General features: G+C 63.8%; 9 protein-coding genes and 2 pseudogenes. 10 read left to right on the top strand and 1 reads right to left on the bottom strand.

The genetic code is table 11. The features are described 5' to 3' along the window. The first annotated feature begins 17 nt into the window (after window positions 1-17). From QK290_RS09020 to QK290_RS08995, 6 genes and pseudogenes are all read left to right on the top strand, one after another. Entirely contained in the window at window positions 18-1514 is a 1497-nt protein-coding gene (locus QK290_RS09020) for a bifunctional phosphatase PAP2/diacylglycerol kinase family protein (protein WP_282330343.1), read from the top strand. Between the two features lie 173 nt (window positions 1515-1687). Then, window positions 1688-2659, top strand: coding sequence for an ABC transporter ATP-binding protein (locus tag QK290_RS09015; protein ID WP_282330341.1), 972 nt, complete (start codon window positions 1688-1690; stop codon window positions 2657-2659). A 5-nt stretch (window positions 2660-2664) separates the two neighbouring features. After that, the gene (locus QK290_RS09010) at window positions 2665-3552 is read left to right on the top strand and encodes an ABC transporter permease (RefSeq protein WP_282330340.1); all 888 of its coding nucleotides are present in this window, start codon (window positions 2665-2667) and stop codon (window positions 3550-3552) included. 38 nt (window positions 3553-3590) lie between these two features. Continuing rightward, window positions 3591-3665: pseudogene (locus QK290_RS09005) on the top strand (DNA-binding response regulator); the annotation flags it as partial. Window positions 3666-3746: 81 nt separating this feature from the next. After that, window positions 3747-4552 (top strand): annotated as a pseudogene (locus QK290_RS09000) (3,4-dioxygenase subunit beta). 10 nt (window positions 4553-4562) lie between these two features. After that, a complete protein-coding gene (locus QK290_RS08995) occupies window positions 4563-5876 on the top strand; it encodes a M18 family aminopeptidase (protein WP_282330339.1) in 1314 nt (437 codons plus the stop codon). A gap of 37 nt (window positions 5877-5913) precedes the next feature. Here QK290_RS08995 and QK290_RS08990 read toward each other — a convergent pair whose 3' ends face one another. Next, complete coding sequence (locus tag QK290_RS08990) at window positions 5914-8148, bottom strand: PKD domain-containing protein (RefSeq protein WP_282330338.1); 2235 nt, start codon at window positions 8146-8148, stop codon at window positions 5914-5916. A 459-nt stretch (window positions 8149-8607) separates the two neighbouring features. On the opposite strand from QK290_RS08990, the gene QK290_RS08985 reads away from it, so the two are divergent. The 4 genes from QK290_RS08985 (at window position 8608) to QK290_RS08970 (ending at window position 14061) form a co-directional block, all read left to right on the top strand. Continuing rightward, window positions 8608-9423 carry a glycosyltransferase family 2 protein gene (locus tag QK290_RS08985; RefSeq protein ID WP_282330337.1) on the top strand — a complete coding sequence of 272 codons (816 nt, stop codon included), beginning with the start codon at window positions 8608-8610 and terminating at the stop codon, window positions 9421-9423. 28 nt (window positions 9424-9451) lie between these two features. Further along, on the top strand, window positions 9452-10423 hold the full coding sequence (locus QK290_RS08980) for a glycosyltransferase family 2 protein (protein ID WP_282330336.1): 972 nt from the start codon (window positions 9452-9454) through the stop codon (window positions 10421-10423). After that, window positions 10420-11727: a glycosyltransferase gene (locus QK290_RS08975; RefSeq protein WP_282330335.1), complete on the top strand. Its 1308-nt coding sequence runs from the start codon at window positions 10420-10422 to the stop codon at window positions 11725-11727. Before QK290_RS08980 ends, QK290_RS08975 begins: the two co-directional genes overlap by 4 nt. A gap of 66 nt (window positions 11728-11793) precedes the next feature. Then, window positions 11794-14061: a hypothetical protein gene (locus QK290_RS08970; protein WP_282330334.1), complete on the top strand. Its 2268-nt coding sequence runs from the start codon at window positions 11794-11796 to the stop codon at window positions 14059-14061. The last annotated feature ends 30 nt before the right edge of the window (window positions 14062-14091 follow it).

Below are 14091 nucleotides of genomic sequence, written 5' to 3'. Positions count from 1 at the left end.
GGTAATAGGGTGGGGTGATGTACAGAGTGCTGCGCAAAGGACCCGGGTTGATCAGCCGAGTTGACCGGTATCTGGTCCGCGGTGTGTCGTCATTCCCGGGTGGAAACCACGATACGTTTTTCCGCCGCCTCTCGGCGTCCGCCACGCACGGCAAACTGTGGGTGGCGGCAGCGGCGGTCATGGCCGCGTTTCCCGGCAAGCCCCGCCGGGCCGCGATGCACGGGCTGATCGCCCAAGCGGTGGCATCAGCTGTGACCAATGTGGTGTTCAAGACGCTGCTTCCGCGGGCACGGCCGCTCCCGGAGCATCTGCCGGTTTTCCGGTTCGTCCAACCGCAGCCCACCAGTTCATCCATGCCATCGGGGCATTCGGCCTCGGCCATCGCCTTCGCGCTCGGCGCCGGGATGATCAAGCCGGTTGTCGGTGCGGCACTTGCGCCGGTGGCATTGGGGGTGGCCTACTCGCGTGTCCATACCGGCGCCCATTGGCCATCGGATGTGGTCTTCGGTTCGGCGATCGGCGCAGGGGCAGCATTGGTGACGCGCAAGTGGTGGCCAGTCCGGCCACCGTTTCCCGGTGTGTCCCGCACCGTAACCGAAGCCCCCTCGCTGCCAGGCGGTGAAGGCCTCAGCATCGTGGTGAATACCCTGGGCGGCTCGTTCACGGAACAGACAGCGGACGCCCTCCAGGAAATATTCCCCAACGCGTATATAAAAACGATTGAGCGGGGTAAGAGTCTGGACGAGGCTATCCAGGCCACCGCTTCCCACCCGGACACCCAGGCCCTTGGTGTCTGGGGCGGGGACGGAACCGTAGGCACGGCGGCCGCGGCCGCCGTCGAACATTCCCTTCCCTTGCTGGTGCTCCCGGGCGGGACCCTCAACCACTTCGCTCGGGACACGGGAACTGCCAACCTTAAGGACGCTGTAGCGGCCGCGGCAGCGGGTGACGCCGCACGCGCCGACGTCGGCATTGTGACCGTGGAGCGCGGGCTGGCGGGCAATCCGGAAACGGCTGACCTGGTCATGCTGAACACGGCCAGCGTCGGCCTGTACCCCAATCTCGTCCGGCGCAGGGAACAGCTGCAGCCAGCCCTCGGCAAACCGCTGGCCGGCGTGGTGGCGATGTTCCGGACGTTCGCCGTAGGAACACCCACCACCCTGATCGTGGACGGTGTCCGGCATAAACTCTGGATCGCGTACATCGGCCGCGGCCGCTATTACCCCCGGGACCACGCGCCCTTGTCGCGGCCGGTGCTGGACGATGGCGTCCTGGATGTCCGGATGATCACTGCCGACGAATCCTTTGCCCGGCTCCGGCTCCTGTGGTCGGTGCTGACGGGCACGGTAGCGACGTCCCGGATCACCCACCTGCGGGAAGCCAGCGCGGTCCGGATTGAGTCGGAGGGCTCCCCCATGGCGCTGGCGGTTGACGGCGAAGCGTTGGCCGGCGTGCGCAGCGTCCGGATCCGGGTGGAACCGCGCGCCCTGACGTACTACTCGCCCCGCACCTAAGGCGGCTGAGACCCGGAGGGGACCCCTAATCATCCGTGCGGACTACCCTGATTCGACCCTGAATCATCCCTGAGGCAGGCGAAATCCGGCCGTGCCGTCGGTAGCGTGGAGCGTACAAACGAAACTTCCACGCATCCCGCAGCCACGCGGCTGCTGTTCTAAGGAACATTTCCATGATTGAGGCAACCGGCCTGTCCAAGGTCTACGGCAGCAAGACGGCGGTTGACGGCGTCAGCTTCACCGTCAAGGCAGGGCAAGTAACGGGCTTCCTTGGCCCGAACGGTGCCGGCAAATCCACCACCATGCGCATGATCATGGGACTGGACCGCCCGACGTCGGGCACGGTGACAGTCAACGGCCTGCACTACGCCGACCACAAGGCCCCCCTGCACGAGGTCGGAGCGCTGCTGGACGCCAAAGCGGTCCACACCAGCCGCAGCGCCTACAACCACCTGCGGGCGATGGCGGCGACGCACAACATCCCCCCATCCCGGGTGAATGAAGTCATCGAGATGACCGGTTTGGAGGCCGTGGCCCGAAAGAAGGCAGGCGGCTTCTCGCTGGGCATGGGCCAGCGCCTGGGCATTGCCAACGCGCTCCTGGGCGATCCTCAGACCCTGATCCTGGATGAGCCGGTCAACGGCCTCGATCCGGAAGGTGTGTTGTGGGTCCGCAACCTGGTCCGCTACCTCGCCGGGCAGGGCAAGACCGTCTTCCTGTCCTCACACCTCATGAGCGAAATGGCCCAGACGGCAGACCACCTGATCGTGATCGGCCGCGGCAAGATCATTGCGGACGCCCCCGTGCAGGACATCATTGCGGGCACCCGTCAGGTCAAGACTCTGGTCCGCACGTCCGCAGCCACCCAGCTCTCAGCCCTGCTGTCCGGCGATGGCGTGACGGTGGACCAGGGCCAGCCCGAAACCCTGGAAGTGACGGGCCTGGACGCGCGCCAGATCGCCCAGGTGGCACTGGACAACCGGGTCCTCGTCTACGAACTCACCCCGCAGCAATCGTCTCTGGAAGACGCCTACTTCGATCTCACCAAGGACGAAGTGGAATACCACTCACACCTGACCGGTGGACCCGCCGGCGAGTTCGCCCCGGAACCCGCCCCGGCAACGGCAGGAAAGCAAGGACGATGACCACCATGACTGATACCCAAACTTACCGTGTCCGCACCACCGCTGGCACCAAGGGAGTGACGTTCGGCGGTGTGCTGCGGTCCGAATGGATCAAGCTGTTCTCCCTGATGTCCACCCGCATCCTGCTGTTCCTGACCCTGGTGGCGATTGTCGGTGTCGGAGCCCTTGCCGTACTGATCCGGTTCTCCTTCCTGGACGAAATGGCCCGGCGGGCGCGGGACCAGGGCCAGGCCCTGACGCCCGAAATGATGGCGCAGTCCTTCCCGCCGGGATCTGGTTTTGACCTGTACAACCTGCCCAATGCAGGCCTGCAGATCGGCATCCTGGTCCTGGGCTCGCTGGCCGTCCTGTTCATCTCGTCCGAATACGCCACGGGCATGATCCGTTCCACCATGAACGCCGTCCCGCGCCGTACGCCGGCCTTTGTGGCAAAGGCAATCCTGCTCGCCGTGATCTCCTACGTCATCACCACCATCGCCGCAGTGGCCACGTTCCTGATTGCCATGCCGGTCTTCCAGGGAATCGGCCTGGACTTGGACTGGTCTACGGACGGCGTGCTGTACAGCATCTTCACGGGCGGACTCTACGTTGCCGGCGTGGCCTTGATCGGCCTGTCACTTGGCGCGCTGCTCCGCAACTCCGCCGGCGGCATCACCGTGCTGGTGGGCCTGTTCTTCGTGGTGTCCATCGCGGCAAGCTTTATGACCTTCATCCCGGGTGACTTCTGGAAATACGTGCCCCAGTACCTCCCCAGCGAAGCCGGCGGACGGGTCCTGTCCATTGGCCACACCGACGGCGTCATCGATCCCTGGCAGGGCGGCCTGATTTTCCTGGGCTACGTTCTGCTGTTTCTGGTTCCGGCCATGATTGTGCTCAAGAAACGCGACGTCTAGGCGGACACCAGGCTAAGAGCATGAACGAAGCGGCACCCGTGCGGGACCGGGTCCAGGCAGTGGTGTACGCCTACGAGACAGGCCTGATGGTCCCGAGCAATCCCGACTACTGACACTGGCGCGGCCTGGTGACGCACAGGTTCCGCACAGGAACCGCCTATGCAGGGGATAGACGGGACGCGTTGGATGGAGCCATGAGCAACCACCTTCCCCACCACAACCACGACCGAGGCCTCGAGTTCGATCTGTCCACCATGATCAGCCGCCGTTCCCTCGGTATGTTCTTCGGTGCCGGCGCCGGCGGCGCGGCTGCGGCGCTGGCAGCGTGCACCCCCGGCGGGTCAGGCACCACAGCCAGCACGTCGACGTCGGCCGCCACCGAGAGTGCCTCAGCCACCGCAAGCGCCGCCACCCCGACGGCGACTCCCACCGCCGGCCCCACGCTCACCCGGGCGATCGCGGAGTGCGGCATCGAGATCCCGCAGGAAACAGCAGGTCCTTACCCCGGTGACGGTTCCAACGGCCCCAACGTCCTGGCAGCCTCCGGCCTGGTGCGGCAGGACATCACCTCGAGCTTCGGGACTGGGTCCGCCAATGCGACCAGGACGGCAAGTACTCCATGTACGATTCCGGACTGGCCAACGAAAACTACCTCCGCGGCGTCCAGGAAGCCGACTCCAACGGCCAGGTCACCTTTACGTCCATCTTCCCCGGTGCCTATTCCGGGCGCTGTCCGCACATCCACTTCGAGGTGTTCGAGTCCATGAGCAACGCGACGGCCGACGGTCAGGTGCTGGCGGTATCACAGATCGCCCTGACTAAGGCCGCCTGCGACGACGTCTACGCAACTCCCGGCTACGAGGCCAGTGTCCGCAACATGGCCCGCACCACTCTGCAGTCGGACAACGTCTTCGGGGACGACGGCGGCATTTACCAGCTGGCCACCATGACCGGATCCGCCGGCGCCGGCTACACCGCCGGGCTCAATGTGACCATTTAGACTCGGAAGCATGCCTTCACCTTCCGCCGCCGCTTCCAGTGCCGTTGACCACATCCAGGACCTTGGCGCGTACGTCAGCGCATCGCCGTCGAGTTTCCACGCCGTCCACGAGGCCGCCCGGCGGCTGGATGAGGCCGGGTTCACGGGCCTGGACGAGCGTGAGCCTTGGGCCGGCGGGGCCGGATCGTTCTACCTGGTCCGCGACGGCGCGCTGATCGCCTGGGTGGTCCCGGAAGACGCCGGACCCACCACCGGGTTCAACATCCTCGGTTCCCACACTGACTCCCCGTCGTTCAAGCTCAAGCCCAAGCCCACCACCGGAGCGTTCGGCTGGCTGCAGGCCGGGGTGGAGGTCTACGGCGGGCCGCTGCTGAACTCCTGGCTGGACCGCGAACTTCAGCTGGCGGGCCGGCTGGTCATGCTGGACGGCACCGAACATCTCACCGCCACCGGCCCGATGCTCCGGTTCCCGCAGCTGGCCATCCACCTTGACCGTGCGGTGAACGACGGCCTGACCCTGGACAAGCAGCGGCACATGAACCCTGTGTGGGGCCTGGGGAATCCCGCCGACGTCGACCTCCTCGCCGTGCTCGCTTCGCACGTGCCTGGCGTTCCGGTTGATCCGGCCCGGATCGGCGGGTACGACGTCGTTATTGCAGACACACAGGCGCCTGCGGTTTTCGGGGCCAACGGTGAGTTCTTCGCCTCCGGGCGCCTTGATAACCTGTCCGCGACGCACGCCGGGCTCGCTGCGCTGATCGCGCATGGTTCTTCTGCTGTGTCCGGTGCGCCGATCGCCGTCCTCGCAGCGTTCGACCACGAGGAGATCGGCTCGAATTCACGGTCGGGAGCGTGCGGACCCCTTCTTGAGGACGTGCTGGTGCGGGTCTCCGACGGCCTGGGTGCATCGGTGAGCCAGCGGCGGCAAGCACTGGCGGCGTCGTTCTGCGTTTCCGCGGACGCGGGCCACGCCGTCCACCCCAACTACCCGGAGCGGCACGATCCGGCCAACCATCCGGTCCTGAACGGCGGCCTGCTGCTGAAGATCAACGCCAACCAGCGGTACGCAACGGACGCCGCCGGCGCGGCGTTCTGGGCCAGGCTGTGCGGCGAAGCGAAGGTGCCTTACCAGGAATTTGTGTCCAACAACGTGATGCCCTGCGGCTCCACCATTGGCCCCCTGACCGCCACCCGACTGGGGATCCGGACTGTCGACGTCGGCGTTCCCCTGCTCTCGATGCACTCGGCACGCGAGCTCTGCGGCGTGGCGGACCCGCACCGGCTGGCCACGGTCACGGAGCTATTTTTCCGAACCGTGGTTTAGGCGGTTCGATCAGACGGCAGGTTGTCACGCGCCCCGGTCAGCTGGCCGGCCTGAGCGCCGTCCGCCACGCAGCAACAGCCCGCGCCGCACTCAGGGTCCAGGTTGACGCTCCAGTGGAGCCAGCGGTGGTTTGGACCCGGTCTGCCAGTTCCGCGATCTGGCCACCGGCGGCCTCCCACCGCTCCGTCCAGCCAGCGGGCGCCGTCACCACCGGAGAAGCGCAATCACAGGCAACTCCGCCGATCAGCATTGCGCCGTTGGTGGCGGTCGTGCTGCCGGGAACCGTGATGCTGGTCGCCGAGTATGTGGTGTCAACTGCTGTGGTCAGCGGGCCGTCCAGCGGGTTGGCGTTATCGACGCCGCGGTAGGCGGTAACGCCGCCGCCCCACCGCACGGAAGTGTTCAACGTCCAGTTGTAGCTTGCCGGATCGGCGGCGCCCACCACATGGTAATAGGCGAAGGCCCGGGCACCGGATGTTGACCCGCTGTTGATCGAAAGGGCATTCACCAGGGGGATCCACCCAGCAGGCACCGAGGCCATGGACGGATTCAGGTCCGCCGTGATGGCCGCGACCAGCACATCTCCGGGGGACGTTCCGGCCGGTGCCTGCAACGACACAGCGGAGGCCGCCGTTCCCGCGAACGTGGTTGCTGAGCCGACCACCGTTACGCCGCCGGCCAGGGGAGCCGGGTTGACGTTGATGGTTGTGGTGGCGGAACTTGTGCCGCCGCCGTTGGTGGCGGTCAGTGTGGCTGTGTAGGTGCCTGCGGCTGCGTAGGTGTGGGCTGGGTTCTGGGCGGTGGAGGTTCCGCCGTCGCCGAAGGTCCAGGCCCAGGAAGTGGGTGTGCCGGTGGAGGTGTCGGTGAAGTTGACGTTTAGCGGTGCGGTTCCGGTGGTGGGTTCGGCTGTGAAAGCTGCTGCTGGTGCGGGCGGCGGTGTTACCGGTCCCAGGGGCCGGTCCGAGAACCAGTAGCGCTTTGCCACGTGGTCGCTGGCCATCACCACAATGCCGGTGGAGTTGTCCACACTCTGCTTGGTTGTGGTCACGTCATTCATGTTCGACGACGACGCGCTTTGGATGACGGGCGTGCCTCGTCCGGATCCGAATACCGGGTTGTCCATGGACGCGGTCTTCTCATAGATGCTGCCCGCCACGCCGGAGTAGGCACAGCCACTCACGGATGTTGGCGGCGCGGTCTGGAAGGCCCGGACGAGGTTGTTCTGGGTGTCCAGCATGATCTGGGGACGTGAGACGCAGTCGCCGGCTACGGAAATTGTCGACGTGGAGAAAGACCCGGTTCCCGGCTTGAAAACCAGCAGCAGCAGTTGGGGGAGCGTCTTGTTGGATGAAGTGTCGTTCAGGCTCGTCTTGACCGCTGCGAAGACCCGGCCGGAGGTGTCCGCCTGAAGGGTCTTTAGGTTCAGGTGGTCATCTGCCTGTCCTTTTCCCTGGATCGCTGGCTGGACTTTCCACGATGCCGTCGCCGTTGGAGCTGTTCCATCGGTGCGCGTTGCCCACCAGACAGAACCAGTGAGCTGGTCGCTCCACATCACGCCGATTTTCTTTTTCCCGTATGCCACCACAGCTGAAATATCGTCAGGGGCGGGGTTCGGATTAGAGACCGGAACAACGAACGGGGTGGCCCAGCCAGGGTCTCCGTTCGCGGCGTAATTGACGTAGACGCTGTTGGTGAAGCCGGATGTCGCGTTGCCCGTGACCTGTGTCCACGTTGCCCAGAGCATCCCGGTCGAGTCGATATCGATGGTCATTGATTCGCTGGAGTTGTTTGTGATCACCGTGGGAAAACCGCTGTCCAGGGTGTAGGTGCCACCGGCATAGGTGTATCTGTACAGGTAGGCAGGCTGCCCGGAGACCGACACCTTGGGTGTCGCATCCGAGGACACCGTGACTACATGCGAGGCAATGTAGAGGTGGCTGCCGTCCCACAAAGTATCCGAGAGGGTGCTGCCTCGGGTGTCATTGCGTACGCCCGTGTCCACCCAGGTCGCCGTGGCGCGGTCCAGTCGGAAAATGGACCAGCCGCTTCCGGTTTTCCACATGTCAGCCCACCACGAGCCGTCATTCCACCACAGCTTGCTTTGCGGCTTGTCCGACGTCGGCGGATTACTGACGCCCGAATAGCTTAGGCTCGGCGTACCGTAGGTCGGATCAGCCGATGCGAGGGGGGACGTAGCCAGGAGGGATCCCGCCACGATCAGGGCCGTGATGAGCGTTTGGCTCAGCCACCTGACGGTACGATCAATCTTCATCGGGGCTCCTGGGCGCTTGAAAATCGTCAGCTGAAGTCCGTTATGCGCGCTGGCCCAGAAACAGCGGTCAAACCCCAGTTAGGCGACAAGCCTAAGCCCGGGCAGGGAGGCTTCGCAATGAATTCCCCTATACCTAAATTGTGGGCGGAATGAGAACCCCCTATACCTAATATCTGGACCCGCGGATAACCCCCGTACTGGGTGAGGAAACGCGTTGACCCACCGCGCAAAAGCGAGTACCGGCTACTGGTGACTCTGCGTCAGGCCGGCCGTAGGCTCTTCATCACGGCCAGAGTCGATGGCTAATGAGAGCTGGGGCCAGAGACCAGACCCATGACCGGATACAGCGCTAACGCCGCGCCCGACTCCTTGGTCGGACGCGGCGTTGACTAAATCCGCAAACGTCATGAAGTGGTGAGGTATTTGTCCATTTCCACCCAGCTCCCAATTACATTCTCGATGCCGGCTATAGAAACTGCCAGGGCCACAGTCAGCGTCGTCATCCCAACCCTGAACGAAGCGAAAAATATTCCGTGGGTTCTTCGTCGGATTCCCTCGTATGTGGACGAGGTTGTGATCGTCGATGGCCGTTCCACGGACAACACAGTGGGCGTAGCACAAGCAATCCGCGACAACCTCGTCATCGTCAATGAGCAGCGCAAGGGAAAGGGTGTGGCCCTTCGCTCCGGGTTTGCCGCAGCCTCAGGAGACATCATCGTCATGCTGGACGCGGATGGGAGCATGGATCCCCAAGAGATTGGCTGGTTCGTTTCCCCGCTCCAGCACGATTACGACTTCGTTAAAGGCTCACGCCATGTCACGGGAGGAGGGTCCGAAGACCTCACCCGCCTCAGGAAGGCCGGCAACCGCGCGCTGACCGGGCTGGCCAACACTGTCCTGCACAGCAACTACTCCGACCTTTGCTATGGATACATAGCGTTTCGACGGGAATGCCTGGAGATCTTGCAACTGGAATCTGACGGCTTTGAAATTGAGACCGAGCTGATTGTCCGGGCGGCCAAGGCCGGTCTGCGTATTGCAGAAGTCCCTAGCCTGGAGCTGGATCGAATCTCTGGCGCGTCGAATCTGCAAACTTTCCGCGACGGGTGGCGGGTACTGTGCACGCTGGCACGCGAATGCACCATGTGGGAGGCTCCCACCGCCGGCGCCAGGCCTGAGTCCCTCCGGCGGGTGAAGTACGCGTACGCAAATGTCAGCGTTTCGCGAACGCCAACCGATCCCCAGGCAGTTCTCTCCCTTGTTCGGGGAAGCTAGCATGCTGGATCGCATTGGACGTCCGAGCGTGTCGATCGTCATTTGTGCCTACACCGAGAGGCGTTGGGACCTTTTGCTGGACGTTATCGAGTCCGTCCGAGGCCAAACAGTTGCACCGCAGGAGGTCCTGGTGGTGATTGACCATAACGAGGACCTCTACGAGCGGCTCATCGAAATTGTCGACGACGTAACGGTGGTGGAGAGCAGCGGCCCCCGAGGGCTTTCCGGTGCACGCAATACAGGCGTCGGGCTGGCGGATTCAGACATTGTTGCCTTCCTCGACGACGACGCCGAGGCGGCGCCGGATTGGCTGGAACGATTGCTTGTCCTTTATGACGATCCTGACGTGCTGGCCGTTGGCGGACGCGTCGAACCCGTGTGGGAAAAGGGCCGTCCGGGCTTTTTCGGTGAAGAGCTCGACTGGATCGTCGGATGCAGCCACCGCGGAATGCCCAAGGTGGCTTCCGAAGTCCGGAATGTTATCGGCGCAAACATGTCCTTCCGGCTTGAAGTCCTCCGTCAGGTTGGCGGCTTCAACCTCTCGCTGGGCCGACAGGGCACCTTGCCGCTTGGCTGCGAGGAGACCGAGATCTGCATCCGCTCCAAAATGGGCGCCCCCGGATCGCGGATCGTCTACGAACCGGCGGCCCTGGTACGCCACCACGTGCCGGCGGACAGAGGCACCTTTCGCTACATGATGTCGAGGTCCTGGTCCGAGGGGATCTCCAAAGCGCAGGTCAGCCGGATCGTGGGCCAGAAGCGGGCCCTCGGCCCGGAACGGAGGTACGTCCGCAGCACGCTGCCCCGCGCTGTATTTTCCGGAATCCGCGACTGGAGCCGAGGCGACAACCCCCAGGGCCTGGGACGTGCTGGAGCTGTTATTGCCGTTCTCGCGTGCACGGCCGCAGGGTACGTGCGCGGCCGGCAGACCGCCCACGCCGAAGGCCGCTCGCTGTCCGGGACTGCCCTGGCGGGCGCACCATGGAGGGAAGTCCAGTGAGCGAACGTGTCGGTGAGATCCTGCCTGTAGAGGAGCGGGCTGCCTTTGAGCTGGCACCGGCCATGGAGAGTTCCCTCCCGTCGGAGTGGCCGGGAGCCCGCTGGATCGGTGCCGTTGATATGGAATGGCTTACCGGTCACACCCAATTGCAGCTGCTCAATCACGCGGGCTACCGCCGAGCACGGTTGTTGGTGCGCCAAGGGACAGCGGTTCGTGGCTTCGTCGATGTGGAGGCGCCAGGGGGAATGGTCCAGCGGGACGCCCTGGAGGAGGCTGCCGTGGCACTTCCAGTCGTTGAGCCGATGACCGCAGGAACCGCAACGCCGTCGGTCACGGTTGTGGTCTGCACTCGGGACCGCGCCGCACTGCTTCGAGGTTCACTGACTGCCATCTTGAAGCTGGACTACCCCAATTTCGATGTCCTGGTGGTGGACAATGCGCCACGGACGGACGAGACCCGCAAGATGGTGCGTGACGAGTTTGGTGATCCGCGGATCAGGCTTGTCACCGAGCCCGCCCCCGGACTGTCGCAGGCGCGGAATGCGGGCCTGCGCCATGCGCCGGGTGACATCGTTGCCTTCACCGATGACGACGTCGTGGTTGACGGGGCGTGGTTGCGCGAAATTGCCGCAGGGTTCGAACGCATGCCGGGGACGGCCTGCGTCACAGGGCTCGTGCCGGCCGGCGAGCTGCGTTCGCCGGCCCAGGAATACTTCAATAACCGGGTTAACTGGTCCAAGTGCACGGAGTCCAAGGTCTACTCCTTCGCTGATCCGCCCCCGGGGCTTCCGAAGTTCCCCTTCTGCCCTGGCGCCTTCGGAACCGGAGCAAATTTCGCGCTGGATCGGAAAACGGCACTAAGCATGGGCGGTTTCGACAACGCTTTGGGCGTTGGGACCCGTACCGGAGGCGGCGAAGACATTGACATGTTCACCCGCGTGATTCTCGAGGGGTACAGCCTGGTGGTTCAGCCGTCCGCGATTGTCTGGCACCGTCACCGTGATGGCCTGGACGAATTGAGCGCCCAGGCGCGCGGCTACGGCAGCGGACTCGGTGCATGGCTCACAAAAATTCTGCTGGACCCCAATACGGCGCGGCTGGCACTGGCCCGCGCTCCGCGCGTCGCCTGGAATGTCCTGCAAGGCGCGGGCGCACCGCGCCGGCTGATAGGCGGGCACAGCCAGGGCCATGATTCCTGGGATCAACAACTCGCCCAGGTATTGCGGCTCGAGCGGTACTCGCTGGCACGGGGACCGCTCAACTATCTGCTCGAACGCCGGGCAGGAGCTGCCAAGACGCAGTGAACAACCTTGGCTGTTCACTGGAATCAGGATGGATATCCACTCACACCGACCCAGGAGGTTACGCACATGGCTCTGCTGATCCGGAACGAAGCTTCCCCGCCACTGTCCCCCGCACGTGCAGCGGCCAGGCGGCCGCGGTACTTCGATGCGGTGCTGGCGCTATTCGGACTCGCTGCAGCCATCCTCATCCTCCTTGACATCGGCGGAGCACCTTGGGCTGCCTTCAAGTTGGTGGTCTGCCTGGCCTTGCCGGGGTGGGTGGTGCTGTCCCGGCTTCCCGCCGCGGACCGGGCGTCGCGGCTGGTCTGGACGGTGGCGGCCAGCTCCGCGGTTTACACCACTTTGGCTTTGGCTATGGCGTGGACGGGGTTGTGGTTTCCACGGCAGGTCGCGGCCGCCGTCGTCCTCGCAGCCGTGGGCTTCATTGTCCTGAAGCCGGGCCCTTACTCACCGGGCGCCTTCGTTCGGGGCACTGCAAGCGGTGGCTCCCGGCCACGCGTCGCCGGGGGATGGAAACCCCAGGTGCGCTCCCGGGCCAAGGCGGCGCTGCCCTGGTTAACCCTCGCGGCTGCAGCTGCCCTTTGGGTTTTTGGGCTGGCCACTGCCGGTCGTGGCAGGCTGGACGATTTCGGGCTGCTGCCCGAGCTTCCGCTTGCCTGGTATGTCGCCGTAGGGCTCGTCGTGGGCATGTGTGTCTACGGAGTGGTGGCTCGAAATACGTTCTCCACTCTGCTGATGAGCGTCTCCGTCTCCAGCCTCGTGGTTGTCCTATATTCGACAGCGGGCCTGCTCGCCGCGGTCCCCAGGTTTCCCTGGACCTACAAACACATCGCCGTCACGAACTTCATCACGGCCACCGGGCATGTGGATCCCTCGATCGATATCTACAACCGTTGGCCCGGGTTTTTTGCGCTCAGTGCCTACCTGGGCGAAGTGATGGGATATCGGAACGCCCTTGACTACGCTGGGTGGGCCGAAACCGGATTTGCCCTGGTTGATGCGGTTCTTGTCCTCGCGATCGTGCGCACGATCTCCGACAGGGTGCGCGTCTACTGGACTGCAACGCTTGTATTCACCCTTGCCAATTGGGTGAACCAGAATTACTACGCGCCGCAGTCCTATTCCTATTCCCTGTACCTGGCCATGTGCCTCATTGCGCTGTCATTCCTGAGGGGCGTTCCGTTTAAATGGATGACCGGCTTCGAAATGCGGATCAGGAAATCGCGGCTGGTCCAGCGGGTGAAGCGACAGCGTCCGGTGGCAATGCCCGGCATCTGGGAACAGCCCGCTTCGCCGGGGCAACTAATGGCATGTGTGGCCATTCTGATAATTCAGGCCGTGATTGTCGTCAGCCACCAGTTGACGCCCTACCTCGCCGTACTGGGGCTCTTCCCGCTCTTTATGTCGGGCCATTTCAGGCCGCGCTGGATGGGACCAGCGATACTGGCAATACCGTTGGCATATTTTATTCCTAATCTTGCCTATGTCAGCGGAAAATACGGGCTCTTCAGCGGCTTCAACATCTTCGCCAACACTGGCTACCGCCCGCCGCCCACCGAGCCGCTGACCCTCGGCACCTGGGTGCTGTCGGGGCAGACCCTGGCGCATCTTGCCGTGGTGCTCACGCTCGCCACCGGAGTGCTGGCCGTTGCGGGATTTGTCCGCCGCCTGCTGCACGGCCACGTGCGAACCACCTTGGTGGTTGCCTGGCTGGCCTTCGCGCCAACGCTCGGACTGCTGGCGCAGTCGTACGGCGGAGAGGCGCGCTTCAGGGTCTTCCTCTTCGCCTTGCCCTGGCTGTCCATCGGCGTGGCCTGGCTGTTCTGGTCCGGGCCCGTGCGGACCCGCCGGACCGTCGTTGGGGCCAGTGCAACTCTTCTCGCCATGGCCATGCTGTTTACCTTGGTGCACTTCCAGCCTGAGGCGGATTACCGCGTTTCGAAGGACGACGTCGCCGCAAGCCAATGGCTTGATGTGAATACCAACCCCGGGGACCTCGTTTTTGATACGAAGTACTTCTTCCCGCTTCTGGTGGGACCAAATTATCCGCACTATCTCAAATGGGGAAGTGTGTCCTCGCTGGTTGACTACTTCAAAGAGGCTGATGGAAATATCAGTGTTGCAGGTTTGCGTGCATATGCTGATCATCTTCGCGGTGCAGAAAACAACTACGTGATTGTTACCGATGAACAGAAACGTGACGCGGTAGAAAAGAAGCGCTTTGAGGCCGAATACTTACCGAAGCTGGAGGGACTGCTTGAGAAGGGGGTCGGGGTCGAGAATGTCTTCAGCAACGATACGGTCAGAATCTATAAATTCAAGTCGGTCGGTTAGAAACCCCCTGCTCCGAAAACTTCTGGGGGC

This window comes from Pseudarthrobacter sp. AL07, assembly GCF_029960665.1.
Taxonomy (GTDB): Bacteria; Actinomycetota; Actinomycetes; order Actinomycetales; family Micrococcaceae; genus Arthrobacter.
Note: the sequence above shows the minus strand (reverse complement) of the source record. Positions and strands in the feature narration are given on the sequence as shown.

What these genes read in the sequence shown, in the direction of transcription:
- QK290_RS09020 (WP_282330343.1), top strand. Translation starts at nt 18, where the DNA reads ATGTACAGAGTGCTGCGCAAAGGACCCGGGTTGATCAGCCGAGTTGAC.
- QK290_RS09015 (WP_282330341.1), top strand. Translation starts at nt 1,688, where the DNA reads ATGATTGAGGCAACCGGCCTGTCCAAGGTCTACGGCAGCAAGACGGCG.
- QK290_RS09010 (WP_282330340.1), top strand. Translation starts at nt 2,665, where the DNA reads ATGACTGATACCCAAACTTACCGTGTCCGCACCACCGCTGGCACCAAG.
- QK290_RS08995 (WP_282330339.1), top strand. Translation starts at nt 4,563, where the DNA reads ATGCCTTCACCTTCCGCCGCCGCTTCCAGTGCCGTTGACCACATCCAG.
- QK290_RS08990 (WP_282330338.1), bottom strand. Translation starts at nt 8,148, where the DNA reads ATGAAGATTGATCGTACCGTCAGGTGGCTGAGCCAAACGCTCATCACG.
- QK290_RS08985 (WP_282330337.1), top strand. Translation starts at nt 8,608, where the DNA reads ATGCCGGCTATAGAAACTGCCAGGGCCACAGTCAGCGTCGTCATCCCA.
- QK290_RS08970 (WP_282330334.1), top strand. Translation starts at nt 11,794, where the DNA reads ATGGCTCTGCTGATCCGGAACGAAGCTTCCCCGCCACTGTCCCCCGCA.